Raw genomic sequence first — 25417 nt, 5'->3', positions numbered from 1 at the left:
AGCCAACACCCAGTGAAAACGTTGAGCGATGAATAGTTTGTTTGGTCATTTAGCCAGCACCCTACAAAAAAATTATCTTTTGCTGGTGGTCACAATTTTGCTGCAAATATGCGGCTTTAATTTATCAGTAAAAGCAGCAGAACGAGTTTATGTATCCTACTCTAATTTAGAGCTATCCATTTCTGTAGCGACTTTAGAAAAGTATGCCAAACAAGGAATTATTGATGATGAATTAGCAATTTATCAAAAATATGTACCACCAACACAATTTCAAGAATTACAGCGAATTTTAATTACCCCCGTCAAATCTAGCCCGGCGGTAGTTGCACAGTTTCTCTCAACACCCCAGGGAGAATTATTGCTCAAGCGTTTTACAGAAGTTATTCAAAGTAAATCCCCCCAGTTACAACTAGAATTAAATCAGATGCGCTCTGCATTAATTCAGTCCCTTGCCGAACCAGATGGGTTAAATTTATTAAATCTATTACGCCATTATCCCGCTAACAATATCCGCATTGATTTAGGGCGGAGTTTTGCCATTGCTGGCGAATTAGACAGTCTTGTTACAGCAACTAATCAAGCGATCGCTAAAGTTACCGAAAGGGCTAATCTAGAATCTGTCACTCTTCCGAAACCAAGCAATTTCTGGCAATTACCAGATTTACAACAACCAGGCAACTTTATATCACAAAAATATACTTTAAGTTTTTTTGACTTTACCCGCAATCGATTACTATTAACTGATATTTATATTCCGAATGTTCGCTCTCCAACCGCAGTAATTGTAATTTCTCATGGCTTAGGTACAAATAGCAGCAACTTTCAATATTTAGCTACACATTTAGCTTCTTATGGGTTTGCTGTGGTGGTTCCCAACCATCCAGAGAGTAATACTAAAAAATTGCGATCGCTAATTAATCAACCTAACGAATTTACCGATAGACCGTTAGACATTAAATATATCCTGAATCAGCTAGAGAAGGGTAACAAAACAGATTACCGATTCAAAGGTAAACTAAATCTGCAACAAGTGGGTGTATTTGGTCAATCTTTGGGTGGTTACACAGCTTTAGCTTTGGCAGGTGCAAAAATTAATTTTCAGCAGTTAGAAAAAGATTGTCAAAGTACAAATCTCGATCAAACTTGGAATCTATCTTTGCTATTTCAATGTCGGGCTTTGGAACTAAAAAACCATTCAAATTACAACTTACAAGATACCAGAGTCAAAGCAGCGATCGCTGTTAGCCCCATTACCAGTTCTATTTTCGGTAAAGCTGGTTTAAGCCAAATACAAACGCCCGTTATGATTTTCGCTAGTAGCAATGACACGATTGCACCAGCGTTATACGAGCAAGTCTTACCTTTTTCATGGTTGACTAGTTCTCACAAATACTTGCTCACCCTAGTAGGCGGAACCCATTTCTCAACTATTGGCGATAGCAACCCCGCATCAGGACAAATACAATTACCCGCAGATGTGGTTGGTGATGCTTCCCAAGCACGACGCTACATCAATATTTTCAGTTTGCCTTTTTTTCAAACCTACGTTGCCAAAAAGCCACAATACCTCTCTTACCTGCATCCAGCTTACGCCCAAAAAGTTGCTAGCTCATCTTTGGGCTTAAATCTTGTTCAGTCTCTGAATACTGTTGAACTAACGCCAATCGTTAGTAGACATTCCTACCCAACTACTAAAGCAGCACTTTCTGACTCCATAGTTAAATTTGGATTTTGGCTGTTGAATATTAGTGTGTCGTGTCCTTATCAAAATCCTCTAATTTTAATTATGGGGATTGGACTGTTGCCTTTTGCCTGTTTCCTGTTCCCTATTAAGAACAGATAAGCGATCGCCCAAACTACCTTAAAATATTTACAATAATCCCCATACACCAGCGACATTTTTAACCATCATGGTTTTAGCCGCACCACAGCGTCAAACCCCTGTCGTATCTTGGGAAAAACTGCCAGACGATTTTATTTTGCCTGATGACCCAGTGGAAAATAATCTACAGCCTTTCCTTGCAGCCGCGCTAACAGATGTGTTAGGTGCAGCAAATCGCATTCAACCAGAAATGTTGATTGCTTCTAATTTTGGGATTGTCGCTAGTATTAATCAAAAAGTTGTCGTCAAAGCACCAGATTGGGTATATGTACCGCGCGTCTCACCAGTAAGTACAGGGATAATTCGTCGCAGCTACACCCCTAATATAGAAGGCGAACCTGTAGCTGTGGTGATGGAATTTCTTTCTGACACTGATAACGGTGAATATTCGATTCGTCCTACCTTTCCTTACGGAAAACTCTATTTTTACGAAAAAATATTGCAGGTTTCCACATATATAATTTTTAATCCTTACGAAGTCACTTTAGAAGTGCGTCGGTTGGAAAATGGCCAATATTCTTTACAAGAACCATCAGAATCAGGACGGTTCTGGATTCCTGAATTGCAATTATTTCTGGGAATCTGGCAAGGAACTCGCTTAGGGTTCAATATTTATTGGCTGCGTTGGTGGGATGAAGCAGGTAATTTATTGTTATGGAGTTCTGAACAAGCCCAACAAGAACGCCAACGTGCAGAACAAGAACGTCAAAGGGCAGAACAAGAACGCCAACGTGCGGATGATGCGATAGCAAATTTAGAAGCCGAACGTCAGCGCAATGCAGCGTTAGCCGCCAAGTTACGAGAATTAGGCATAGATCCCGATGATAGTTAAAATAGGGATTTGTCATCAAAAAGAACACTGTGCAAGGTTTTCTCAACTTAAATAAACCCTTTGGTTGGACTAGTCATGATTGTGTGGCGCGAGTGCGCAAGTTACTGCGCCTCAAAAAAATCGGACACGCAGGTACGTTAGATCCGGCGGCGACTGGAGTTTTACCCATTGCAGTGGGTAAAGCCACCCGATTATTGCAATATCTCCCAGGAGACAAAGCCTATAAAGCCACAATTCGGTTTGGTGTCAGCACCACCACTGATGATTTGCAAGGCGAAATTATCGCTTCCCAACCTTGTCCTGGGTTGAATTTAGCCCAAGTCCAAGTTGCACTCACGCAATTTCAGGGCAGAATTGAACAAATCCCGCCAATTTACAGTGCTATTCAAGTAGAAGGTAAACGCTTATATGATTTGGCGCGTCAAGGTGAAACGGTAGAAGTTCCAGTACGAACTGTAGAAATTTTTAGTACAGAAATTTTAGATTGGCGCGCCGGAGATTTCCCGGAATTAGATGTGGCGATCGCTTGTGGTAGTGGTACATATATTAGAGCGATCGCTCGTGACTTAGGCGCAGTTTTAAATACTGGCGGAACTCTTGCCGCTTTAACACGTACCACTAGTAGCGGTTTTAACTTAAATCATAGTTTGACTATGACTGACTTAGAAACCCAATTACAAGCAGGGACATTTCAACTAACTCTGCCTGATGTCGCTTTAGAGCATTTGCCTATTGTGAATTTACCTGCAAATATCGCTCATAAATGGTGTCAAGGACAAAAGGTAGCTTTTAATGAAAGTTCGGGAATTGTGCGCGTCTATGCAGAGGAAACGCGATTTTTAGGTATTGGACAACTAGAAAATCAAACTTTAATTCCGCAAATGGTATTTGAACCAGTTTCGTAACGAAAAGTGTAGATATCAGGCGATCGCATTCGCGCCCTTGTGTAAAAAAAGGATAGCCAGTAGAATAAAACAAACTGGCCATCTTGTAATTGTTTCCTGTAAAGCTTATTTTACTAACTGAATAAAAAGATTGGTAATTAATGACTAGTTACTTTATCAAAAAATAAAATTCAGTGGCTACGACTAATTACCATCTTTACATTCAGGACGAAGACCTGGCAGAAGGTGAGCGGGAAAAGGGAACAGACAATGGGTTCCCCTAATCGCCAGAGAAAATTTTAAAAAATCTGCTCTATTTTCTGAAAATCGCGTTGCACTTCATTCCACAAAGCTTTGTTATGTGGATCGGTTTTTAAGGCTTTTTTCAAGTAAATTCGCGCCTTAAGAACTTGATTTTCGTTAATTAAGGTTCTTCCCCAAATTTGATAAGCAATGGCTAGCCATTGGCGAACTTCCGCATCTTTAGGTAAGCGGTCTACTAAAGCCTCTGCTAGTGCGATCGCTTGGGGAAATCGTTTTTCTTTTAAAAATCTTTGTAATTGCTCGTAAGTCTTCCACTTCAGCCGTTGTTCAATTTCCGCAATATTGGCTGGCGGAGTATGGGGCTTTTCGGTGGTGACTGTCGTTTTAGGCGTTGTTTCTGAAGGAGTAGCCTTTGCTTCTTCTCGCTTAGAGACAAAGGGTTCAGTAAAAACCGTGGTTTTGGCTGTTGTTTTTGGTTCCTCGCGTTGCGGCGTGAACGGCTGGCTTGGCGGCTGTTCGACTGGTTCCTCTGGCGGTACTACCGTTAAGAGCAGCCTATAAGCTTCTGTCAAGGCAATAAACTTATCTTTAGCTTTTTTGTCATCCGGGTTGATATCGGGATGATATTGCTGTGCCAACCGTCTGTAAGACGATTTGATTTCGGCAAACGAGGCTCCCGACCTTAAACCCAATAAACGGTAGCAATCTCCTAGATCCATTTCGAGCTATCAGCTATCTAATATAAAGCTAGCAGCTATGTGCTGTTAGCCTAAGGTTTTAATGATAAACACTAATTTTCTAATTTATAGTTCAAACTAGACAATTTTGGGAAAGTATGAAGTATGAAGTATAAAGTATGAAATTTCACACTTCATACTTTAGCCTTCATACTTTTCTAGATTCTTTCTTCAATTACACGGTCAATCAAACCGTATTCTTTAGCTTCTTGAGCAGACATGAAAAAGTCACGATCCATGTCTTTTTCAATTTTCGCTAAAGGTTGACCAGTGTTTTGAGCGTAAATGTTGTTGAGTTGATTGCGAATCCGCAGAATTTCTCTGGCTTCGATTTCGATATCCGTGGCTTGTCCACGAGTTCCCCCAGAAGGCTGGTGAATCATAATCCGGGAGTGGGGTAAAGCTAGGCGCTTGCCTTTAGCACCCGCAGTCAACAAAAAAGAACCCATTGAAGCCGCTAGACCGACACAAATGGTGACAACATCAGATTTGATGTGTTGCATCGTATCATAAATTGCCAAACCAGATGTCACCATCCCGCCAGGAGAGTTGATATACAAGTAAATATCTTTACCTGGCTCTTCCGAATCCAGATAGAGCATAACCGCGATGATTTGGTTAGCAATTTCATCATCAACATCACGCCCCAAGAAAATAATCCGTTCCCGGTAGAGGCGATCGTAGATGCTAATCCAGTCTGTAAACTGCCCTCCGGGCATCCGGTAAGGAACTTTGGGAACGCCTATAGGCATAATTAACTCCGTTCGTAACTAAATTGAGGGCATAAATAAGTATTTAGGGTAAAAGTTGAAGAATGAAGGCAAAAAATAAAATTTCATACTTCATACTTCACACTTCATCCTTTAAAGGACACTCGCAGGCAGTGGTGGATTGGCGAGTTCTTCTTTTTCAAACACGCGGTCGATTAAACCGTATTCCTTAGCTTGGTAGGCATTCATGTAGAAGAGACGATCCATGTCTTTGGTGATTTTTTCTACCGTCTGTCCGGTGGTGCGAGTCAAAATCTCTACTAATGATGTCTTGTTTGCCAGAACTTCCTTCGCCCGAATCTGAATATCTGTAGCTTGACCTTGGGCGTAGCTCTTGGGCTGGTGCAGGATAATGCTAGCGTTAGGCAAGCTGGCGCGGCAACCTTTAGTACCAGCACTAAGTAGCATCGCCGCCATACCCATCGCCGAACCAATACAGATGGTGTGGATGGGCGGCTTAATGTATTTCATTGTGTCATAAATGGCGAAGGCTTCGGTTTCAAAGCCGATGGGGTCGCCACTGTAACCGGATGTGCCGGTCGAGTTGATATAGATTTTAATAGGCTTTTCGGGATCGTCTGACTGCAAATACAAAAGTTGCGCCACGATCAATTCCGTGACAGCAGGCACCAGTGGCATTCCCAGATAGACAATTCGTTCTTTTAAAAGTAGGGATGGTAAATCTGGCGGCGGTGTCCGGTAGGAGTTATCGCCGTAGTATTGGGCTTGAACAGCCTTGATGGGGGAATTGTCCATAGCAACTGATCGCCTGAAAATATGCCGTTAACTGTAATACATCCTAGCGCGATGCCAGCTAGAGTCAGGTGCGGTTTCCTCGCTAAAAAGACGAGTTTGCTGGCATCTGTTAAAGCTAGACTTCTAAGATATTGTGAATATCTTAATCTATCTCGACAGGATAAGTTTTCCGTAGCACGAATCTGCCGATTTGAAGTTATTTATAAATATGTATCTGTGTTAGGAAGTTTGGGTTATGAAGGTCAATTTGCAGCCTGCCCTGAATGATAAAAATGTTGATGCTAATCAAACCAGCAGCCAACGTCAGTTGTCGGTTTCTGTTTCGGCGATCGCGGAAGTTCAAGACCGTAATCTCCCGATTAATTTATGTTTAATTCTTGACCACAGCGGTTCGATGAATGGCCGACCGCTAGAAACTGTCAAAAAAGCCGCTAATTTGTTGGTTGATCGGCTTAAACCTAGCGATCGTCTGAGTGTGGTAGTCTTCGATCACCGGGCGAAGGTTTTGATACCCAATCAATCGGTAGAAGACCCAGAACAAATTAAAAAGCAAATTAACCGCTTATCTGCTGATGGAGGCACAGCCATCGACGAAGGCTTACGCTTGGCTATTGAGGAGTTAGCCAAGGGTAAAAAAGACCGAATTTCCCAAGCTTTTTTGTTAACTGATGGCGAAAATGAGCATGGCGACAACAATCGCTGCTTTAAGTTCGCTCAATTAGCGGCTGGCTATAACTTGACTTTAAATACTTTGGGCTTTGGCGACAATTGGAACCAGGATGTTTTAGAAAGAATTGCCGATGCTGGTTTAGGCACTTTGTCTTATATTCAAAAACCCGATCAAGCTGTGAATGAGTTTGGTCGTTTATTCACCCGGATGCAAACTGTCGGCTTGACAAATGCTTATCTTTTATTTTCCTTAATGCCTAACATTCGGTTAGCAGAACTCAAACCCATTGCTCAAGTTTACCCCGATACCATCGAACTTCCTGTACAGCAAGAAGCAGACGGACGCTTTGCGATTCGTTTAGGCGATTTAATGAAAGATGTAGAACGAGTAATTTTAGCTAATATTTATCTGGGACAGTTGCCCGAAGGTAAACAAGCCATCGCCAATGTCCAAATTCGCTACGATGACCCGGCTCAAAATCAAACTGGGTTATTTACGCCTAATATGCCAGTCTACGGAAATGTTACCAGGGCTTATCAACCAGATATTAATCCCCAGGTGCAGCAATCTATTTTGGCTTTAGCTAAGTATCGCCAAACCCAACTTGCAGAAGCCAAATTGCAACAAGGCGATCGCGCTGGTGCAGCGACAATGCTGCAAACTGCTGCGAAAACTGCTTTGCAAATGGGTGATACAGGTGCAGCCACAGTGTTGCAAACTTCGGCCACCCAACTACAATCGGGAGGAGAGTTAAGCGAAAGCGATCGCAAAAAAACTCGGATTGTCTCAAAAACTGTGTTGCAAGATATCCCGCCGCAATGAAAGTTCAATTGCTCTCGTCGCTAAATGATCGTAACGTTGATGTGGCTCAAAACAGCAGTCAACGTCAATTAGCTGTTTCGATTTCTGCGGTCGCCGAGCGGTTTGACCAAAGTTTGCCATTGAATTTATGCTTAATTTTAGATAAAAGCGGTTCTATGCATGGCAAACCCATTCAAACTGTTATTGGGGCAGTAGAGCAATTATTAGATAAGTTACAACCAGGCGATCGCATCTCTATTGTCGCCTTTGCTGGTTCTGCGGAAGTGATTATCCCTCACCAAGTAATTCAAAATCCCAACACCATCAAATCGCAGTTGAAAAAACTAAGTGCTAGTGGCGGTACAGCCATTGCTGAAGGTTTGCAGTTGGGAATCACAGAACTCATGCAAGGCGCGAAAGGTGCGGTTTCCCAAGCCTTTCTCCTCACCGATGGGTATGGTGAAAGTAGTTTGCGGCTGTGGAAGTGGGAAATCGGCACAGATGACAATAAACGCTGTCTAGAATTGGCACAAAAGGCAGCTAAAATCAATCTGACTATTAATACCCTCGGATTTGGCAATAACTGGAACCAGGATTTATTAGAAAAAATTGCCGATGCTGGTGGCGGCACGTTAGCGTATATTGAGCAGCCAGAACAAGCGCTAGAGCAATTTAGCCGTTTATTTAGTCGAGTAAAATCAGTAGGGCTGACAAACGCTTATTTACTATTTTCGTTTGTCCCCAATGTGCGACTTGCAGAACTCAAACCCATCGCCCAAGTTTCCCCAGACACGATTGAGTTACCAGTGCAGGATGAAACTCAAGGACGCTTTGCAGTGCGTTTAGGTGATTTGATGCAAGGCATAGAACGTACAGTTTTGGCGAATATATATTTAGGAGAATTACCAGAAGGCGAACAAGTAATTGGACATATTCAAATACGCTACGATGACCCAGTTATGAATCAAGATAGTATACTATCTCCACTTGTGCCGATATATGCCAATATAATAAGTAAATATCAACCTGCTCTTAATCCTCAAGTACAGCAATCAATTTTGACACTGGCAAAGTATCGTCAAACCCAGTTAGCCGAAGTGAAATTACAACAAGGCGATCGCGCTGGTGCAGCAACTATGTTACAAACTGCTGCTAAAACTGCCCTACAAATTGGAGATACCAACGCCGCATCTATTTTGCAAACATCTGCTACACGCCTACAAGCTGGAGAGGAACTATCCTCAGCCGAACTCAAAAAGACGCGCATTGTATCAAAAACAGTTTTACAAACATGAACTACCCCACCCTACTTCGTTGAGGGTGGGGTTTCTACATTCCCACCAGTAGAGCAAGATTTTTGACGCTTCTTCTCGCCTAGTTGCTTCATGCTTCCCGCAGTCTTGCGGGTACGCGAAGTAGAGCTAGAACGATCTGCGTCTGCGAGACTGGTTCCCAATCCCGGTAGTCTTCCTGAGTACCAAAGAAGTAGCACTTCGCCAGAAGCTATATCACGTTGTTGAGTGTATTCACAATTGCTGCAAATATGCACTCTCTGGTCTAAAGATTTCTTTTCCTGATGCCCACATTTAGGACAAGTTTGAGATGGTTTTATCTTCTTAGTCGGTGCTTCGGAAAATACACCGCTAACATCATCCAACTTAGCTTTAAGGGATTGCTTAATCATTCCCATTCCAACATCAAGAATTGATTTATTTAGACCAGTTTTTTGCTTCTTGCGCTTATCGCGCTTGCGCTGCGCCTTTGGCGCACCACCTTTTTTGGCTTTGGCACTCATGTTTTTAACTTCTAGTTGTTCAGTTACCACCGTGCTATTACCGCTAATTATTCGTGTGGTGACTTGATGAACCCAGTTCTGTCTTTGGTTAGCTACTTTTCGATATATTTTGCTAATCTGACTCTGAGCTTTCTTCCATCTCCTAGAAGCCTTCTGTTTCTTTTTTAAATTAGGTGAACGTTTACGACGTTTACCTTTGCTTAGTTGCTTGATTTTTTGTTCTGCATTCCTGAAAAATCTAGGCGCAGAAATCAAACCGTTTTCTTCTCCATTAGTCCAAGCAATTGCATCATTACACCCTAAATCAATTGCAACAATACCATCATCCGTTTTCCGGCTATTCCTTAAAAGTTCATCATCTATATCTAAAACTACAGATGCGTACCATTTACCATTGCGGTGAACTATGTCTAGTGCTTTGGGATGACCCCACAATCTAGACTTTCCCCGCATTTGGATAGAACCAATTTTAGCTAGTTCTAAATAGCCGTTATCACCAGTGCTGTGACATTTCCATCCTGTGAAGGATGGATAACTCCAACCAGAATAGCGACGAATTGACTTGAATTTAGGATAACCACCTAGACCTTTGAAGAAACGCTGGAATGCTAGGTCAACACGTTTTAATGTTGCCTGCAATGATTGGGAATTTATTTGTTTATATTCTGCCCAAACTTCCTTGAAATCTGGTAGACAATTTTGTTGCTCAAAGTATGAAACTGACTTACCAAATTTCCTGTAAGACGTAATTCTATTAGACACTGCGGCATTGTAGAGTTCTTTATGAAGTCTTTGGTGATAGTGTAATAAATTATTCACTTTTTTTGTTGGATACAACCTAAAAGTTGCTCTACGCAATGCCACTAAATATCACCCCCTGCCCACCATACCTGTTTCACCTGCGGTAAAAATTGGTATGATGGGCGTTTCGTTTTTGACTCGCTTACATCCCCTCCCTGCTTCGCTCCCGGAAGGGGAATTACGCGAAATCTGTTAAAGAAACTGAACAAAACATCACCAGAATTTATCCCTAATTTAACCATCAACTCTCAACATTCCTAGAGCAGGTGTTATTTTTGATAAAAATCACCTCAACTAGATGATGACTCAACTAAATAAATATCCACAAGAGGAGTTAGCACCTCACCAGTCCAGAGATTTTCTAATATTATTTGTAATTTTTGGCGATCGCTCCACTGATCAAAATCTGCTATATCTCCATTAGTATGTTCACGATATCTGAAACGAAATTGATATTTACCTGGGTATAGTGGATCAAAACCATAAAGATCCTGTGCAGGAAAAGGGAGATATAAAACCAACCGGCGATCGCGCTTTTTTCTGCTTTGCCGTTCCCAAAACAGAAAGGAATCTCGATAAATTGTGACTGCTCTTCCTGGTATTAATAACACAAACTCAGATGCCGTTGGTCGGTTAAATCGCTCACAGGCAATACCTGTTCGCATTAACTCACCATCTGGCGCAATCATTTCCGGAAACATCGCATAAAAATTCGTTGAAAAGTGTAATGATGTCTGCGTATTATTAGTAATACGAATGCCAAGCTCAACAGGTGTAAAACAACCGCGCTTGGCTTCAGGGATAGTTAATACATTTTGGGATACAAAAGTTTCAAATTTAACTTCATCCACATTTTTATGTATCTACATTACTCTAACTGAATTAATAAAATCTCTCACCTCTTCAGCCACAATTCCAGCACAAGTAGCTGGTAAGTCATTTTCGGCATGAGCTACTGATTTAAAATCAACTTGGGAAATTAATTGTTTATAAGTTTGGCTTTTAAATACAGCATCATAGCTATCTTTGCCACCTTGTAAAATTAAAACAGGAACTTCTATTAAATGCAGTTTATCTTGCAGTAACTCTGCTTCAATTTCTAGCTTTTGTCTTTGAAATAATATTTGACAAGCGGCTGGGTATTGCAGCCAAATTTGACGTTGTTCTAAGTTTTGTTCAATTTTCTCTTGCCAACCCAACATTTTCGTCAAAGGCTTGACAATTTTCAAAATTTTCACAAATAGTGGTGAAAGTTCCACTAAATTTCTCATTTGCTGCCATCGCTTTTCTTGTTGTTCTATCTTCACCCCTTCTGGTGCTAACAACACTAAACCTTCCACTTGTTCTGGATATTTCAAAGCATAACTAGCTGCAATCCAACCGCCAAGAGAATGTCCTATTATATATACTTTTTCTAATCTTAAAGCTTGTAGTAATTCTGCTATACATTCTACGTGTAAATCAACTGAGTGATGAATTTTAGGTTTATCAGACTCACCAAAACCTAACAAGTCTGGTGCAAAACAATGGAAATTTTTAGCCAATTTTTCCATCACTAATGACCATTGGCTGCTGTCGTTCCAAGCACCATGTAACAAAAGCACAGGAATACCTTGTCCAGCCTCACTCCAGAATAACAATCCTTGCGACAGCTTTCTGCGGGAGTTACGTAATAGCGTATCCATCTTCTATATAAAGACTACATCATAGCTGATTTTAGTTTTTATCTTGGATTTTGCAATTAAATCCTCAAACTAAAATCTAAAATATTGTTACGCTAGTGTCGTCAAACCGTTTAAGTAGTCTTGCATCTGTCGGGAATGGTCATGAGACATCGGCCCAGTTGGTAAAGCACTAGGCAAGAAAGCTTGTATCTCTTTGACTTCTAAAGCATCCTGAATTTCCATTTCTCCTTGGACTGCAACTTCCACCACAACGCAAATTGAATGAATTCGAGGATCGCGGTCTGGAGCCGAATATACACCAACTAGGCGCTTAATTTCCACTAATTCTAGTCCAGTTTCCTCTAGCAACTCTCGGCGGACTGTGCTAGGGATATCTTCTCCCCAATCTACCATCCCCCCTGGTAACGACCAAAGACCATTATCTTGCCGTCGAATTAAGACAATTCGACCATCAGGCAAAATAGGAATAATACTTGTACCAGTAATAGGATGACGGAAAATAACACCTAATACTGTTTGTCCATAACGCCATAACCCGCGTGTAGATTGGACAATTGCCGCAAAAAAAGCAAGAACGTTCAAGCTGAAAATATTGGTGTGGGATGTTTGGATTTTCTGCACTCGCATTTACTAAATAACTAAATTATTGGGGATTGTTTTACTCATATATGCTTGTGCTGGATGATTTTATTCTAAAGAGGGCGTTGGAAAAGTATTTTATGTTATACCCAAAATTAATTATAGGTATAACTCTAAAATCACACTAACCACCATCCGACTTAAGAAGTAAAAATCAGACAATTCCGCAAATTAATTCACTACATCTACAAATTTAGTCATAGTTAACTAATACGTTAATCTCTGCCTAATTTCATAGACTGGTTTTACCCAGCTAGTATACCCTTCAGCTTTTGCATTCGCATTATCAAAATGTTAAAGACAAATCTCTAGGGTAATTAATGATGGTAAGACTAATGTGAAGTAGTAGCATCAAGAACAATACTTGATGTTTTCAAACACCCTCTAACAATTTTCGTATAATAGCTTAATTTTAGCATTTGATTACAATAAATTAGATTTTATGTATATATTGATACTATGTTAACAACATATAATTTTTTTCCTAATCTTGTGTCAAGAAAATAAGAAGAGTTTAACCAAAATTAAATAAATTGAAATTATCTAAAAAATTAGATTTTGAAAATTTTGAAAATATAATTGTTTATCTTAAATAAACTTGAATTTTTGAAAAATAACTCATAGATGATAGAAATAAACTTAAAATGGACTATCTTTAAACTAATATTATTGAAATGTCCAAAATTTCTAAATTATAGGAAATAATCGGAAAGTAGTATTGACATTCATAAAATCAATACGATATGATAGTATGCTGTTCAAAGAAAGTATCTAGACTGTTAAACTAGGGGAAAATCATATCAACAGCAGCAGCATTAGTAGCTGATAATGCCTAAGAGATGCCTAGTTTATCTTTTTTTGTTGTTTATTAAATGAGGTGAACATGGCAAAGCGCCGTAACCCCAAAAAAGAAAAGGCGCTACGGAACCAGGCATACGCCAGAAAGTTTCGTAAACGGACTACAACGGGAAGAATGCAGAGAAGGTTCCAACAAAGAACACCAAAGAATGAGGAAGATGAGGGCGCAGCAGCAATTGACGCTGAGTAAGCTACCTGCTTAGTTTCTGATTCTTGGAATGATTCAAGTTGAAAGGGCGTACATTTATTTGTACGCCCTTATTTGTTTGAAAGTCTGAAGTCTTAAATCTAAAATTTTATCCTTCATCCTTTAGTTGAGTACGGGCAGAGTGAATTGCTTTATTTACTTGAGCAAAACCTGTGCCACCATAACTATTACGGGCGGCGACAACTGTGCGCGGTGCGATCGCATCATAAATGTCAGCTGCAAATGTAGGATGTATTTGTTGCCATTCTTCTAATGTTAAATCTTTCAGCAGTTTGCCTGCAGCAATGCTAGTTTTTACCACCTTGCCCACCAAATTATATGCTTCCCGGAAAGGAACACCCCTAGCTGCTAAATAATCGGCGACATCGGTAGCATTAGAAAAATCTTCTGCGACGGCTGCGTTTAAACGCTGGCTACGAAATTCCAAACCTTCCCGGAGCAAAATTGTCATTGCTTCTAAACAAGCTTTGACTGTATTAACAGCATCAAATAAACCTTCTTTGTCTTCTTGCAAGTCTTTGTTATAAGCCAAAGGCAAACCCTTCATAATCACTAACATCGCCTGAAGATGACCAAAAACACGCCCAGTTTTACCGCGCACTAATTCTGGTACATCAGGGTTTTTCTTTTGAGGCATAATGCTAGAACCAGTAGCACAGCTATCTTTAAGCGTGATGAAGCGAAATTCTTCCGCAGCCCAAAGAATAATTTCTTCGGAAAGACGGCTGAGGTGAACCATAATCAAACTAGCCGCACACAAAAATTCAATGGCAAAATCGCGATCGCTTACGCCATCCAAGCTGTTAGCATAAACATTATCAAAATTTAGCAGTTGGGCTGTGTAATGGCGGTCAATCGGAAATGTAGTTCCCGCCAAAGCACCGCAACCCAAAGGTGAAATATTCACACGGCGATAAACATCTCCTAAGCGTTCCCAATCGCGCTGTGACATTTCAAAGTATGCCAATAGATGATGGGCTAAACTCAAAGGTTGGGCGCGTTGGAGGTGTGTATAGCCAGGGATGAGGGTTTCAACATTATTTTCGGCTATATCTAATAAAACTTGTTGAAATTCACGCAACTGAGTACGAATTTGCTGAATTTGGTCGCGCAGATAAAGTCTAGTATCTGTACCTACTTGGTCATTGCGCGATCGCGCCGTATGTAACTTTTTCCCCACATCGCCGACAATTTCTGTCAGTCGTCTTTCTACGGCAAAATGCACATCTTCAGCATCAATCCCTGGCTGAAACTGGCCTTGGCGATATTCTTGGCGAATTTGTTCTAAACCTGTGACGAGTTGTTCGCCTTCTGCGTGAGAAATTATCCCCGTATGCGCCAACATTTTGGCATGAGCTTGAGAACCAGTCAGGTCGTATTCGATTAATTCAATATCAAAATTAATGCTGGCATTAAAACGAGCGATCGCCGGATGCAGAGCTGATTCAAATCGCTGGCTCCAAGTTTGTTGTTGCGTCATAAAACAAAGGGGAATTGGAAGTAGGCAAATACTCTAATCCCTACTACCAACCCCCTGTCAGTGTCAACCGTAGCTGGCAAGACTGCGAAACATATAACCAACCACTAAACCAATTAACAAAGCCCAAACTTGACCTGTCTGGATAAAGTGATTCCAAGTTTTTTGAATTTGACCAAGTAAATCGGGGTCACGAATTTCTTGGGCTAGGAGTATGACATTATCAGGTAAATGCCAAAACAACCGAAACGTTAAATCGTTGAAGTAGTTCATACTAAGTTCTCAATAAGACCTCTATGTCATAACCTCTAGATATAGGGGATGTCCAGTGGTTGATCTAGCACTCTGTCAAGACAGGGTGTTGGGGGTGACTGAGTGTGAAAACGGTGTTGCAAGGGGCTTGTATCCCACTGGTTGTTGGGGCTTTTTCTTCCCTACACCCTACACCAGCTGCCATGTTTCGGAGGGTAGTGAAACTCTCATTTATCTCCAATCCGTTTAGCCTCAGTCTGTTCAAAAGCCTTGTTGAGAGATGCTTGGGTATGGATGTTGAGTTGTTAGTAGACAAACATTGTTACACTCAGGATACAACTACGTGAATACAACAGAAAGTTAAATTTTCTAGTATTGTATTCGCCAATACCATGAATTGTAACCAATCTTCTGAGTCATTACCATCAGATTCTATGGCTATTGAAAAATTGACACAGAAGCAGCAAGATAAAAGCAATAATTTATTTCCTATAGTCGGAATTGCGGCCTCTGCAGGAGGATTAGAAGCATTTACGCAGCTACTGAGTCACTTACCCATCGATACTGGAATGGCATTTGTGCTGATTCAGCACTTAGATCCAAATCAGAAGAGCCTGTTAACTGAGATTCTGGCGAAAACAACACAGATGCCCGTTTGTGAAGTGCAGAATGGGATGCTTGTCGAGCCGAACCAAGTATATGTCATTCCCCCGAACCGGAAGATGACGCTGCTTAAAGGGGTGTTGCAACTCGCGCCCCGTGAGAAAATTCATGGCAAATATATGCCGGCTGATGCTTTTTTTGCTTCGCTGGCGGCAGAAATAGGAAGCAAAGCCATCAGTGTTGTCTTATCAGGAAGTGATGGAGATGGCGCACAAGGCTCAGAAGCAATTAAGGCGGCTGGCGGTATTACCTTTGCTCAGTGTGAAGCATCGGCACAATTCAGTAGTATGCCGAATACTGCGATCGCTACTGGTGATGTTGACTTTATTCTACCACCGCACAAAATTGCTGAAGAATTAGCCAAGATTGCTCGCCATCCCAACGTTACCCGTCTGATTTCTTCACAAACAGTTGAGCCACTGCCTAAAAGTGAGACTGCTTTGCCGGCAATCTTTGCAATGCTGTTTACTACCACTGGTGTTGACTTTACGCATTATAAGCAAACAACCATAAAGCGCCGAATTGCTCGGCGGATGGTGCTGTATAACTTGGAAAGTCTAGAATATTACGTAGAATATCTGCAAAATCATCCAGATGAAGTGCAAGCACTGTACTACGAAATCTTAATCAGTGTCACCAGTTTTTTCCGTGATCCAGAAGCTTATCAAGCTTTGAAAGAGCAAGTCTTTCCAGTAATATCGAAGGGGAAGTCAGTTGATGAGCCGATTCGGATCTGGATACCAGGCTGTGCAACTGGGGAAGAGGTTTATTCCATTGCTATTTCTTTAATGGAATTTTTGGAAAATGTACTTCCCAAACCTGCTATTCAAATTTTTGCCACAGATATTAATGAGACAGCAATTGAAAAAGCCCGCTTAGGTATCTACAAACCAAGCCAAATAGTTGATGTCTCACCAGAACGGCTAAGACGCTTCTTTAATCAAGTAGAGAGCGGCTATCAAATCAGCAAGCCGATTCGGGAACTTTGTGTTTTTGCTAAACAAAACCTGATCAGCGAACCACCATTTTCCAATCTGGATCTCATTAGTTGTCGTAATGTCCTGATTTACTTTGAATCTGTTTTGCAAAAGCAGGTAATGCCCATTTTTCATTACAGTCTCAAGCCCACTGGGTTTTTGATGTTAGGTGTTGCCGAAAGTGCAGGAGAATTTTCTAACTTATTTACTTTAACAGACAGAAAAAACAATATTTATACCAAAAAATTAATACCCACTCCACTTAACTTTAACTTTGCAACCAGCAACTACCCTGTAGCGAAAATAGCTGCTGATAAGACCATGAGTCATAAGACTTGGGATATTACTGACTTAAATAAACAGGCTGACCAGATTCTTTTAAATCGTTATGTCCCAGTGGGCGTAATGATTAACGACAATATGGATATTCTGCAATTTCGCGGAGAAACCAGTCCCTATCTCAGACCTGCCCCTGGTGTTCCCAGTTTTAATTTGTTCAAAATGGCCCGAAAAGGACTGCTAGAAGAGTTGCGTACTGCGATTCATCAGGCAAAAAGGCAGAATATTTCTGTGAGAAAGGAACAGATACAGATAGAAGGCAGTGAGCTATCTAGGAAAGTCAACGTTGAGGTAATTCCGTTTCAGCCTGATTCAGGGGAAACTCGCGGCTTTCTTGTTTTATTTGAAGATGTACCTGCCCTAACAAATCCACAACTAAGCATCAAACCTGAAAATGTAGAACAAGTGGGTACAGAGGAAATACTCCGACTCCAACAAGAACTGGCAACCACTAAACAAGAGCTTGCTGCAACTCAAGAATATTTGCAACTGATTAGTCATGAGCATGAAGCCACTACTCAACACCTGAAAGTGGCAAATGAAGAAATCCTCTCCAGCAATGAGGAACTACAAAGTACTAATGAAGAGTTGCAAACCGCCAAAGAAGAAGTACAAGCAACCAACGAAGAATTACATACAACTAATCAAGAACTGCAAAGTCGCAATCTCGAATTACACAATGTCAATAATGACCTGTTGAATTTACTCAGTAGTGTGAATATTCCCATTCTCATACTGACCAACGATTTACGGATTCGGCGTTTCACACCAACCGCACAGCGTTTACTGAATTTGATTCCCACAGATGTAGGAAGACCACTAAGTGATATCCGCTCCACTATTGAGGTTCCTAATTTAGAGTCGTTGATTATAGAGGTAATTGATACCTTAAATCTCAAAGAATTAGAGGCGCAAGACACTGAGGGACGTTGGTACAATCTGCGAATTCGACCTTACAGAACTACAGAAAATCAAATTGATGGCGTGGTGATGGTGTTCATGGATATTGATGCCCTCAAACGCAGTACACAGCAGCTTCAACAAGCCCTTGATTATGCTGAGGCTGTGGTAGAAACTATGCCAGAACCTTTAGTAGTTCTCAATGCTGACTTACAAGTTATCAAAAGCAATCGGGCTTTTTATCGAATGTTTCAGGTAACGCCCGCCCAGACAGAACAGCAAGTAATTTTTGAGCTAGGAAATGGTCACTGGAATATTCCCCAAGTGCAATCTATCCTGGAAGAAATTCTCACTCATAACACTCAAATTGAAGGTTTTGAAGTTTGCTGTGATTTTGAAAAAATTGGGCAAAAGACTATATTGCTCAATGGTTATAAAATTTTACAACCAGGAAATCAGCAGATGATTTTGCTGGCACTTCATGACATTACACAGCAGAAGTTGTTTGAGGAAGAACGCGCCCAGTTATTAGCTCAAGAGCAGTCAGCCCGCTTAGAAGCGGAGGCATCTAACCGAACTAAGGATGAGTTTTTATCTATCTTATCCCACGAACTTCGCAACCCCCTCCACAGTATTCTGGGATGGTCTGATTTACTCCAGAAGCAAAACCTGGATACTACTCAAATGAATCGAGCAGTTGACATGATCCAGCGTGGTGCTAAAGCGCAAGTCCAAATGATTGAGGATCTTCTCGATATCTCGCGGATTACCACTGGCAAACTCAGTCTGAATATTTATCCAATTGATCTCTCCTATGTGATTGAGGCAGCCCTTGAGATAGTCAGATTATCGGCAGAAGCAAAAAATATTCAAATTGAATGCCACCTGCAACCAATGGGACAGGTACTGGGGGATGGGACGCGATTGCAGCAGGTAATCTGGAATTTGCTTTCTAATGCCATCAAGTTTACACCTGCTGGGGGAAGTGTAGTGCTCACACTGGAGGAAGTTAATTCCCAAGCCCAGATTCGAGTTAGTGACACAGGTATTGGCATACCTAATGACTTTCTCCCTTATGTTTTTGATCAGTTTCGCCAGGCTGACAGTAGGAAAACTCGTGCTAATCAAGGACTGGGCATAGGGCTGTCCCTTGTTCGTTATCTAGTCGAACTTCATGGCGGCACGGTTCAGGCAGAAAGTCCAGGTGTAGACTTAGGGACAACTATCATCGTTAAGCTACCACTGAACAGCAATCTTGAGGAGGATGTTAGCTCTGGTGATCCAATGGTGATAGATATTGCCAACGATACGGAAATATGCGTTGATAACATTCCTTCCCTGGACGGTTTGCACGTACTGGTTGTAGATGACGATGCCGATATACGTGAGTTAACGAAGATTATGCTACAAGATTACGGGGCTGAAGTAACTGCTGTCACATCTGCTGATGAAGCATTCTCAGTACTCACAAGCCAACCAGGGATGTATGATGTCCTATTGTCTGATATTGCGATGCCGAACCAAGATGGCTATACCTTGATCCGGCGAGTGCGCTCTCTTAGTGCTGAGGCTGGGGGAAAAATTCCCGCAGCAGCAATCACAGGGTATGCCAGTAGTATTGATATCCAAGAATCGAGGAATGCAGGCTTTCAAATGTACATTCCTAAACCTGTCGAGCTAACCCAATTGGTATTTCTGGTTGCCAACTTAGCTGGACGAACTAAAAATACTTAAAGTATTTTGGTCAGAAATTCTGCGGTTAAGACATTAGCGAGTTAAAAAACTCAGTTCAGTTTCGTCCTAGTACTTCACCATACTAAATTCGACAGGTAAAATAACGAACCACAAAGAACCCAAAGACCACAAAGTAAGAAGGAAGAAGAGAAACAAAGTTTTGATTCACCTATCAAAATCAATGTGTTTAAGTACTAGAACAGAACTGAAAAAATACTACTCCCTAGCCTCTAGTCTCTACCTATGACTCAATTTCTCCGCCGTTCGCAAAATTTGCCCTGCTAATACTGCTGCACCAAAACCGTTATCGATATTCACTACCCCAACACCAGCTGCACAAGAATTCAGCATTGTCAATAAAGGTGCTAAACCGCCAAAACTCGCCCCGTAGCCAATACTTGTAGGAACAGCAATTACAGGACAATTTGCTAAACCTGCAACGACACTCGGTAAAGCACCTTCCATTCCAGCGACAACAATTAATACCGATGCTGACTCAATTAAGTGACGGTTACTCAACAAACGATGAATTCCTGCTACACCTACATCCCAAAGCCGCTGAACGCGAAAACCAGAAAGTTCTGCTGTCACAGCTGCTTCTTCCGCTACAGGTAAGTCAGCAGTACCAGCTGAAAGAATTCCTATCTCGCCGGGAAATTGTGGTTCGATAGTTGGGGGAGTAATAGCACAAATCCTGGCTAACTCGTAGTATTGCAAACCTCGAACTTTTGATTGTAATATCCCATAGACCGATGGTTCGATGCGAGTAGCCATAACTACAGAGTTACGTTGACGCATCACTTCGATAATACGAGCAATTTGTTCTGGGGTTTTACCTGGCCCCCAAATGACTTCTGGAAAACCCGTTCTAAGTGCGCGATGGTGGTCAATTTTGGCAAACTCATCTACAGGTTCATAGGCTAAGTCTTTGAGTGAGTTTAAAGCATGATCCAGACTCACTTTACCATTGGCGACAGCTTCTAGGAGCGATCGCAAGTTTTGATCATTTGTCATTTGTGCATATTCCCAAGTCAATGGTCAATAGTCTCTTGAGCATTGACTCTTAACTATTTTGTAATTTTGATTTCATAAATGTTCCAGAATGCGCCACTCAAAGCAGAGTAGTTAATACCTTCAAAGCGATTACGTACTGCTGTCATGGCTAAGGGATTAACCAAATAAATAAAAGGCAAATTTTCCTGGGTAATTTGTTGAGTTTTGGCATAAAGCTGTTTAACTTTTGCTTCATCGAATTCTTGAGCAGCTTGGATATAAAGTTTACCAATTTCGGCTTCCCAAGGAGACACTTCCCAACCTTCAATAGGTTTTTGTCCCGGTTGGGGTTTTTGGTTAAAAGCGTGCAATCCTCCCTCAGGAAACCAAACATTCGCCCCATCATTTGGCTCTAAACCGCCTGTTAAACCGAGTAAAGCTGCTTCCCAATCTAAAGTATTAGACAGCTTATCTGTATAGGTACTCCAGGCGATCGGTGTAAAATCAACTTGCATACCGATTTTACTCAAGTCTCGTTTAATCTGCGCTCCCATTGCTTCACGAATTTTATTACCAGAATTAGTCAGTAATGTGAAGCGAACCCGATTACCTTCACTATCTAATAATTGACTTTTTTCGTTATATTTAAAGCCCGCTTTGATTAATAATTGTTTGGCTTTATCTAGATTGTAATTGTAGGTTTTTAGCCCTGCTTCTGGCGGTAAATAATAGGGACTTTGGACTGTAATTGGTGAATCTTGAGGTTTCCCCAAACCACGAAAAGTATTATTAATCATTGTTTGACGGTCAATAGCATAAGCAACCGCCTGACGGAATTCTAAGGTATTAAACCAGCGTGATTTTACTGGTTCTACTAATGGTTTACTGTTCCTTCTCCCTTTATTCAAATTAAAAAATATAAAGCTTGTACCAGTCCCCGGTTCATTTCCATAAATTTTGAAATTGCCTTGTTTTTCTTGCACCTTCAGCAAAGAAAAATAATCAGGCGAAATACCTATAGTATCTAATCCACCAGAACGGAATTGGAGTAAAGATGTATCTGTATTTTCGACAATCTGCCAAACTAAACGTTCAACATAAGGTTGGGAATTACCTTGAATATCTTTACGCCAATAATAAGGATTACGCTGAAATATAACGCGCTCACTAGTGTCATAACGTTCGAGTTTGTATGGGCCATTAACAATAATTTCTCCTGGAGGAGTATCAATACCCCATTTACTTAAAAATACTGGTTTTCCTTCACTATCTTTTTGGTTGACATATTTTTGCAACGTATGGGCAGGTAATATAGGAGTACCTGTATTTAAAAGAAAAGGTCTAAAGGGTTCTGGTAAAATAAATTCTACTGTTCGCTCATCTATTTTTTGAATACTAGGTAACTTCCGACTAATGCCAATCTTAAAAGCATCTCTGACATCTGTCGGAATCGCTTCATTGAAATAAATATCCTTATAAGTAAATAAAACGTCATCGGCTGTCAGTGGCTGACCATCCGACCATTTTAAACCCGGACGCAGAGTAAAAATAAACTTTAATTTATCTTCAGAAACTTGCCAAGATTCAGCTAATCTTGGCTCAACTTTTCCAGTTAGAGGGTTTTGGTCAACTAAGCCCTCATAAATTAATCCAAAAACATTGGGGGATTCTTGACTAAGAGGAAAATTAAATGTTTTTGGATCACTAAGAATACTACTTACTATTTGGGGTACTTGAGCAGCCGAACTTTTAAAGTTATTAGGATTACAAGCTGCAAGGGTCATTGCTGTAAATGCAGCAAGAATTATGAATATCCAAAAACGTTTAATTAAAGAGTACATATTTTCACTAGCCCGTCTAATTGTAATTGTGTCAAATATTTTGAGACTGTAGCCAACCTAAAAAATCTTGAGTACGGGTAAAATATTTACTTATTCCAGCATCACGCAAAGCGGCTTTGACTTCTTGCTTGCCAAAATCATTTGCATTCGCACTCAGAAATACCTTAGTTGCTTGAGTATGTGAGCTTGCGTGTTCAATAATACTTCTTAAAATTAAATTGTCCATAATATCGTTTTGAATAAGCAAAGTTTCTGGTTGAATAATAGTTGTTTGAGCAACATCCTGAATAATTTGTTGTTCTAATTGTATTAATTCAGTTCTTGTTAATAGGATATCTATTGCATCAGCTAAACGTCCTTGAACATCATTAAGTAAAGAGCCATTTAAAACTTTTAATTCTTGTAAATTTTCTAAAAATTTTTTAGCGTTATTAGAGGTGGTATCACGCTCTGAATTATTAATTTGTTTATCTAACTCTTGACTAAATTGTTGGAAGTAATATTTGCTTTTTTCCCAGGTAGAAATAGCTTCAATATAACAAATAGCTGGTATTACTATACGAATTGAATTTGGTATCTGCTGAAGTAAGTCTTCTGCCTGTATCTCTCGCCCGTTAGCAATAGCCATCAAGAAATTAGTTTCAATGTAAAGTATCTGCACCTATGTTTACCTGAGAATAAGTTTTTCCCCCTTCTATTTGGGATAATAAACCAATTTCTGCTAATTCTTTTAAGCCTGGTGGTATTTCTGATTTCCAATGATATACCAAGTCTCTTAGCCATGCTTCTACAAGTGTTTCCATATACAAGTTAAATATTCTTTTATTATTAAAATCTGGATCGTAATGGCTCAGAATTACAGAGGTTGGTAGTGAAACAAGCAATTTTAAATAAGGATTGTCATTGGAAAAATTATATTTATAAATTTCTATTTTGTTTATATCAACTATCATTGCAAAAACATCATTATTTATTAATGAGTAATCATTTTTATATATTATCTGTAAGTAAAAATTTATTTGTGATATTGCTTGTTCTTGAGGAAATGATACTTCTAATTGTATATTTTTGATTTCAACTAATAAAACAAGTTTTTCATTCTTATTTACAACAACAATATCAGCAAGATAATTATGAGTTTTAAGTTTTGAAACTGTCATTTTTTCCAGGCTCCTAAATTAGGTAAGAATAGTGTATAGATAAAATTCTTACCTTTATCCTAGCTATTAAAATGCAACTAGTAAGACGACAGCATAAGCACAAATACCTTCTTCTCGTCCTACGGGGCCTAGTTTTTCGTTGGTGGTAGCTTTAATGCCAATTTGATTAGGTTGTAATTCTAAAACTGTGGCTAGTTTCTCGCGCATTTTTTCAATGTGTGGTTTTAATTTTGGTCGTTCTGCCACCACTACAGAATCAATGTTACCTATTTGCCAACCTTGGTCTTTAATTAGCTGATGTACTTGAGTTAAAAGTATCAAACTATCTGCACCTGCCCATTGGGGATCAGTGGGGGGAAAGTAATGGCCAATATCTCCTAAAGATAAAGCCCCTAACATAGCATCCATAATGGCGTGGGTTAAGACATCAGCATCACTATGCCCTAGCAAACCCAATTCGTGGGGAATTTGAATGCCACCTAAAATTAAAGCGCGATCGCTCACCAATCTGTGAATATCGTAGCCGTTACCAATTCTGATGTTAGTCATTTGTCAATAGTCAATGCTTACAAGGCAGGATACAGCAATATTTCACACTTCATACTTCATACTTCATACTTCATACTTCATACTTCATACTTCATACTTCATACTTCATACTTCATACTTCATACTTCATACTTCACACTTCACACTTCATACTTTTTCATCCCCCTGCTTCTTCTCCTCTTGCCATTTTGAGAGTAAATCAGGGCGACGCAAGGCTGTGCGTTTAATTTGTTGTTCGTAACGCCACCGAGCGATCGCGGCATGGTTTCCAGACAGCAAAACATCTGGCACTTTCCAACCGCGAAAATTAGCCGGACGAGTATACTGGGGATAATCTAGCAATCCTTCTTCAAAACTTTCCGACTTTAGAGATTCAACTTTGCCCACAGTTCCCGGTAACAGGCGCACCACACCATTAATTAAAGCCATTGCCGGAATTTCCCCGCCCGTGAGAATAAAATCTCCTAAAGACACTTCTCGCGTCACCAAATGTTGTACTCGGTCATCTACTCCCTCATAATGTCCACAGATAATTACTAGCTGGTCATAATTAGTTGCCAACTCCCGCAATAAAGGTTGGTCAATAGTTTGACCTTGGGGACTCATCAAAATGATCTCTCGACGTGGTAAACAAGGCAATGACTCCACAGCACCAAATATAGGTTCTGGCTTCATCAGCATCCCCACCCCACCCCCGTAGGGTTCATCATCCACCTTGCGGTGTTTGTCCGTTGTGAAGTCTCTGGGATTCACCAAATTTACTTGGGCAATTTGTTTGGCTAAAGCTTTACCTAACAGCCCAGAACTGAGAACAGAGGTAAAACAATCAGGAAAAAGTGTAACTATATCAAAGCGCACAGTAATTCGTATTCGAGAACACTAATCTTAGAATTGAATGTCTACTAAACACAAGAAGCAAATGTAGGTTACAACTACAGATAAGCTTAATC

22 protein-coding genes are annotated in these 25417 nt (G+C 40.5%); 7 read left to right on the top strand and 15 right to left on the bottom strand.

What is annotated here, in order from left to right; genetic code table 11:
* Window positions 1–28: 28 nt before the first annotated feature.
* The 3 genes from H6G69_RS00250 to truB all read left to right on the top strand — a co-directional run bounded on the left by H6G69_RS00250 (window position 29) and on the right by truB (window position 3619).
* Window positions 29–1843: an alpha/beta hydrolase gene (locus tag H6G69_RS00250; RefSeq protein ID WP_190680390.1), complete on the top strand. Its 1815-nt coding sequence runs from the start codon at window positions 29–31 to the stop codon at window positions 1841–1843.
* A 67-nt stretch (window positions 1844–1910) separates the two neighbouring features.
* Entirely contained in the window at window positions 1911–2714 is an 804-nt protein-coding gene (locus H6G69_RS00245; protein WP_190680388.1) for a Uma2 family endonuclease, read from the top strand.
* A 29-nt stretch (window positions 2715–2743) separates the two neighbouring features.
* On the top strand, window positions 2744–3619 hold the full coding sequence (gene truB / locus H6G69_RS00240) for a tRNA pseudouridine(55) synthase TruB (RefSeq protein WP_190680386.1): 876 nt from the start codon (window positions 2744–2746) through the stop codon (window positions 3617–3619).
* A gap of 278 nt (window positions 3620–3897) precedes the next feature.
* Here truB and H6G69_RS00235 read toward each other — a convergent pair whose 3' ends face one another.
* The 3 genes from H6G69_RS00235 to H6G69_RS00225 form a co-directional block, all read right to left on the bottom strand.
* A complete protein-coding gene (locus H6G69_RS00235) occupies window positions 3898–4581 on the bottom strand; it encodes a J domain-containing protein (protein WP_190680383.1) in 684 nt (227 codons plus the stop codon).
* Between the two features lie 176 nt (window positions 4582–4757).
* Window positions 4758–5351, bottom strand: a complete 594-nt coding sequence (locus H6G69_RS00230; RefSeq protein ID WP_190680382.1) for an ATP-dependent Clp protease proteolytic subunit — start codon at window positions 5349–5351, stop codon at window positions 4758–4760.
* Between the two features lie 111 nt (window positions 5352–5462).
* Complete coding sequence (locus tag H6G69_RS00225; RefSeq protein ID WP_190680379.1) at window positions 5463–6125, bottom strand: ATP-dependent Clp protease proteolytic subunit; 663 nt, start codon at window positions 6123–6125, stop codon at window positions 5463–5465.
* Between the two features lie 235 nt (window positions 6126–6360).
* Between H6G69_RS00225 and H6G69_RS00220 the strand changes: the two genes are divergently transcribed.
* Together H6G69_RS00220 and H6G69_RS00215 are read left to right on the top strand one after the other, a co-directional pair.
* Window positions 6361–7617, top strand: coding sequence for a VWA domain-containing protein (locus tag H6G69_RS00220; RefSeq protein WP_190680377.1), 1257 nt, complete (start codon window positions 6361–6363; stop codon window positions 7615–7617).
* The gene (locus tag H6G69_RS00215; protein WP_190680375.1) at window positions 7614–8891 is read left to right on the top strand and encodes a VWA domain-containing protein; all 1278 of its coding nucleotides are present in this window, start codon (window positions 7614–7616) and stop codon (window positions 8889–8891) included. The genes H6G69_RS00220 and H6G69_RS00215 overlap by 4 nt, the downstream gene beginning before the upstream one ends.
* Window positions 8892–8902: 11 nt before the next feature.
* On the opposite strand, the gene H6G69_RS00210 is transcribed toward H6G69_RS00215, so the two are convergent.
* The 4 genes from H6G69_RS00210 to H6G69_RS00195 form a co-directional block, all read right to left on the bottom strand.
* Window positions 8903–10255 carry an RNA-guided endonuclease TnpB family protein gene (locus tag H6G69_RS00210; protein WP_190680373.1) on the bottom strand — a complete coding sequence of 451 codons (1353 nt, stop codon included), beginning with the start codon at window positions 10253–10255 and terminating at the stop codon, window positions 8903–8905.
* Between the two features lie 227 nt (window positions 10256–10482).
* On the bottom strand, window positions 10483–11043 hold the full coding sequence (locus tag H6G69_RS00205; protein WP_199335637.1) for a hypothetical protein: 561 nt from the start codon (window positions 11041–11043) through the stop codon (window positions 10483–10485).
* 12 nt (window positions 11044–11055) lie between these two features.
* On the bottom strand, window positions 11056–11877 hold the full coding sequence (locus tag H6G69_RS00200; RefSeq protein WP_190680371.1) for an alpha/beta fold hydrolase: 822 nt from the start codon (window positions 11875–11877) through the stop codon (window positions 11056–11058).
* Between the two features lie 87 nt (window positions 11878–11964).
* Window positions 11965–12459, bottom strand: a complete 495-nt coding sequence (locus tag H6G69_RS00195; RefSeq protein WP_190681148.1) for an NUDIX hydrolase — start codon at window positions 12457–12459, stop codon at window positions 11965–11967.
* A gap of 940 nt (window positions 12460–13399) precedes the next feature.
* On the opposite strand from H6G69_RS00195, the gene H6G69_RS00190 reads away from it, so the two are divergent.
* Window positions 13400–13564: a hypothetical protein gene (locus H6G69_RS00190; protein WP_190471133.1), complete on the top strand. Its 165-nt coding sequence runs from the start codon at window positions 13400–13402 to the stop codon at window positions 13562–13564.
* A 106-nt stretch (window positions 13565–13670) separates the two neighbouring features.
* On the opposite strand, the gene argH is transcribed toward H6G69_RS00190, so the two are convergent.
* Window positions 13671–15062, bottom strand: coding sequence for an argininosuccinate lyase (argH, locus tag H6G69_RS00185; protein WP_190680369.1), 1392 nt, complete (start codon window positions 15060–15062; stop codon window positions 13671–13673).
* A gap of 63 nt (window positions 15063–15125) precedes the next feature.
* Window positions 15126–15332: a hypothetical protein gene (locus H6G69_RS00180; RefSeq protein WP_190680367.1), complete on the bottom strand. Its 207-nt coding sequence runs from the start codon at window positions 15330–15332 to the stop codon at window positions 15126–15128.
* Between the two features lie 413 nt (window positions 15333–15745).
* Here H6G69_RS00180 and H6G69_RS00175 point away from each other — a divergent pair, with 413 nt between their 5' ends.
* Window positions 15746–19924: a chemotaxis protein CheB gene (locus tag H6G69_RS00175; protein ID WP_242071933.1), complete on the top strand. Its 4179-nt coding sequence runs from the start codon at window positions 15746–15748 to the stop codon at window positions 19922–19924.
* Between the two features lie 237 nt (window positions 19925–20161).
* Here H6G69_RS00175 and larB read toward each other — a convergent pair whose 3' ends face one another.
* The 6 genes from larB to trmD all read right to left on the bottom strand — a co-directional run bounded on the left by larB (window position 20162) and on the right by trmD (window position 25325).
* Window positions 20162–20938: a nickel pincer cofactor biosynthesis protein LarB gene (gene larB, locus H6G69_RS00170; protein ID WP_190680363.1), complete on the bottom strand. Its 777-nt coding sequence runs from the start codon at window positions 20936–20938 to the stop codon at window positions 20162–20164.
* A 53-nt stretch (window positions 20939–20991) separates the two neighbouring features.
* A complete protein-coding gene (locus tag H6G69_RS00165) occupies window positions 20992–22758 on the bottom strand; it encodes an ABC transporter substrate-binding protein (RefSeq protein ID WP_190680355.1) in 1767 nt (588 codons plus the stop codon).
* Between the two features lie 31 nt (window positions 22759–22789).
* Window positions 22790–23386 (bottom strand): PIN domain-containing protein, encoded by a 597-nt coding sequence (locus H6G69_RS00160; RefSeq protein WP_199335635.1) that lies wholly within the window; start codon window positions 23384–23386, stop codon window positions 22790–22792.
* A 13-nt stretch (window positions 23387–23399) separates the two neighbouring features.
* Complete coding sequence (locus tag H6G69_RS00155) at window positions 23400–23918, bottom strand: type I restriction enzyme HsdR N-terminal domain-containing protein (protein ID WP_190680351.1); 519 nt, start codon at window positions 23916–23918, stop codon at window positions 23400–23402.
* 66 nt (window positions 23919–23984) lie between these two features.
* A complete protein-coding gene (gene ispF / locus H6G69_RS00150; RefSeq protein ID WP_190680349.1) occupies window positions 23985–24467 on the bottom strand; it encodes a 2-C-methyl-D-erythritol 2,4-cyclodiphosphate synthase in 483 nt (160 codons plus the stop codon).
* Window positions 24468–24614: 147 nt separating this feature from the next.
* Complete coding sequence (gene trmD / locus H6G69_RS00145) at window positions 24615–25325, bottom strand: tRNA (guanosine(37)-N1)-methyltransferase TrmD (RefSeq protein ID WP_190680347.1); 711 nt, start codon at window positions 25323–25325, stop codon at window positions 24615–24617.
* Window positions 25326–25417 lie beyond the last annotated feature (92 nt).

Source organism: Nostoc sp. FACHB-110 (assembly GCF_014697425.1).
In the GTDB taxonomy this organism is placed as follows: domain Bacteria; phylum Cyanobacteriota; class Cyanobacteriia; order Cyanobacteriales; family Nostocaceae; genus Nostoc_B.
This window is presented reverse-complemented; position numbering and strand designations above follow the sequence as displayed.

Excerpts from the sequence above, each read along its gene's own strand:
- H6G69_RS00250 (WP_190680390.1), top strand. The coding sequence starts at position 29 with ATGAATAGTTTGTTTGGTCATTTAGCCAGCACCCTACAAAAAAATTAT.
- H6G69_RS00245 (WP_190680388.1), top strand. The coding sequence starts at position 1,911 with ATGGTTTTAGCCGCACCACAGCGTCAAACCCCTGTCGTATCTTGGGAA.
- H6G69_RS00235 (WP_190680383.1), bottom strand. The coding sequence starts at position 4,581 with ATGGATCTAGGAGATTGCTACCGTTTATTGGGTTTAAGGTCGGGAGCC.
- H6G69_RS00230 (WP_190680382.1), bottom strand. The coding sequence starts at position 5,351 with ATGCCTATAGGCGTTCCCAAAGTTCCTTACCGGATGCCCGGAGGGCAG.
- H6G69_RS00225 (WP_190680379.1), bottom strand. The coding sequence starts at position 6,125 with ATGGACAATTCCCCCATCAAGGCTGTTCAAGCCCAATACTACGGCGAT.
- H6G69_RS00220 (WP_190680377.1), top strand. The coding sequence starts at position 6,361 with ATGAAGGTCAATTTGCAGCCTGCCCTGAATGATAAAAATGTTGATGCT.
- H6G69_RS00215 (WP_190680375.1), top strand. The coding sequence starts at position 7,614 with ATGAAAGTTCAATTGCTCTCGTCGCTAAATGATCGTAACGTTGATGTG.
- H6G69_RS00200 (WP_190680371.1), bottom strand. The coding sequence starts at position 11,877 with ATGGATACGCTATTACGTAACTCCCGCAGAAAGCTGTCGCAAGGATTG.
- H6G69_RS00190 (WP_190471133.1), top strand. The coding sequence starts at position 13,400 with ATGGCAAAGCGCCGTAACCCCAAAAAAGAAAAGGCGCTACGGAACCAG.
- argH (WP_190680369.1), bottom strand. The coding sequence starts at position 15,062 with ATGACGCAACAACAAACTTGGAGCCAGCGATTTGAATCAGCTCTGCAT.
- H6G69_RS00180 (WP_190680367.1), bottom strand. The coding sequence starts at position 15,332 with ATGAACTACTTCAACGATTTAACGTTTCGGTTGTTTTGGCATTTACCT.
- H6G69_RS00175 (WP_242071933.1), top strand. The coding sequence starts at position 15,746 with ATGGCTATTGAAAAATTGACACAGAAGCAGCAAGATAAAAGCAATAAT.
- larB (WP_190680363.1), bottom strand. The coding sequence starts at position 20,938 with ATGACAAATGATCAAAACTTGCGATCGCTCCTAGAAGCTGTCGCCAAT.
- H6G69_RS00165 (WP_190680355.1), bottom strand. The coding sequence starts at position 22,758 with ATGTACTCTTTAATTAAACGTTTTTGGATATTCATAATTCTTGCTGCA.
- H6G69_RS00160 (WP_199335635.1), bottom strand. The coding sequence starts at position 23,386 with ATGGCTATTGCTAACGGGCGAGAGATACAGGCAGAAGACTTACTTCAG.
- H6G69_RS00155 (WP_190680351.1), bottom strand. The coding sequence starts at position 23,918 with ATGACAGTTTCAAAACTTAAAACTCATAATTATCTTGCTGATATTGTT.
- ispF (WP_190680349.1), bottom strand. The coding sequence starts at position 24,467 with ATGACTAACATCAGAATTGGTAACGGCTACGATATTCACAGATTGGTG.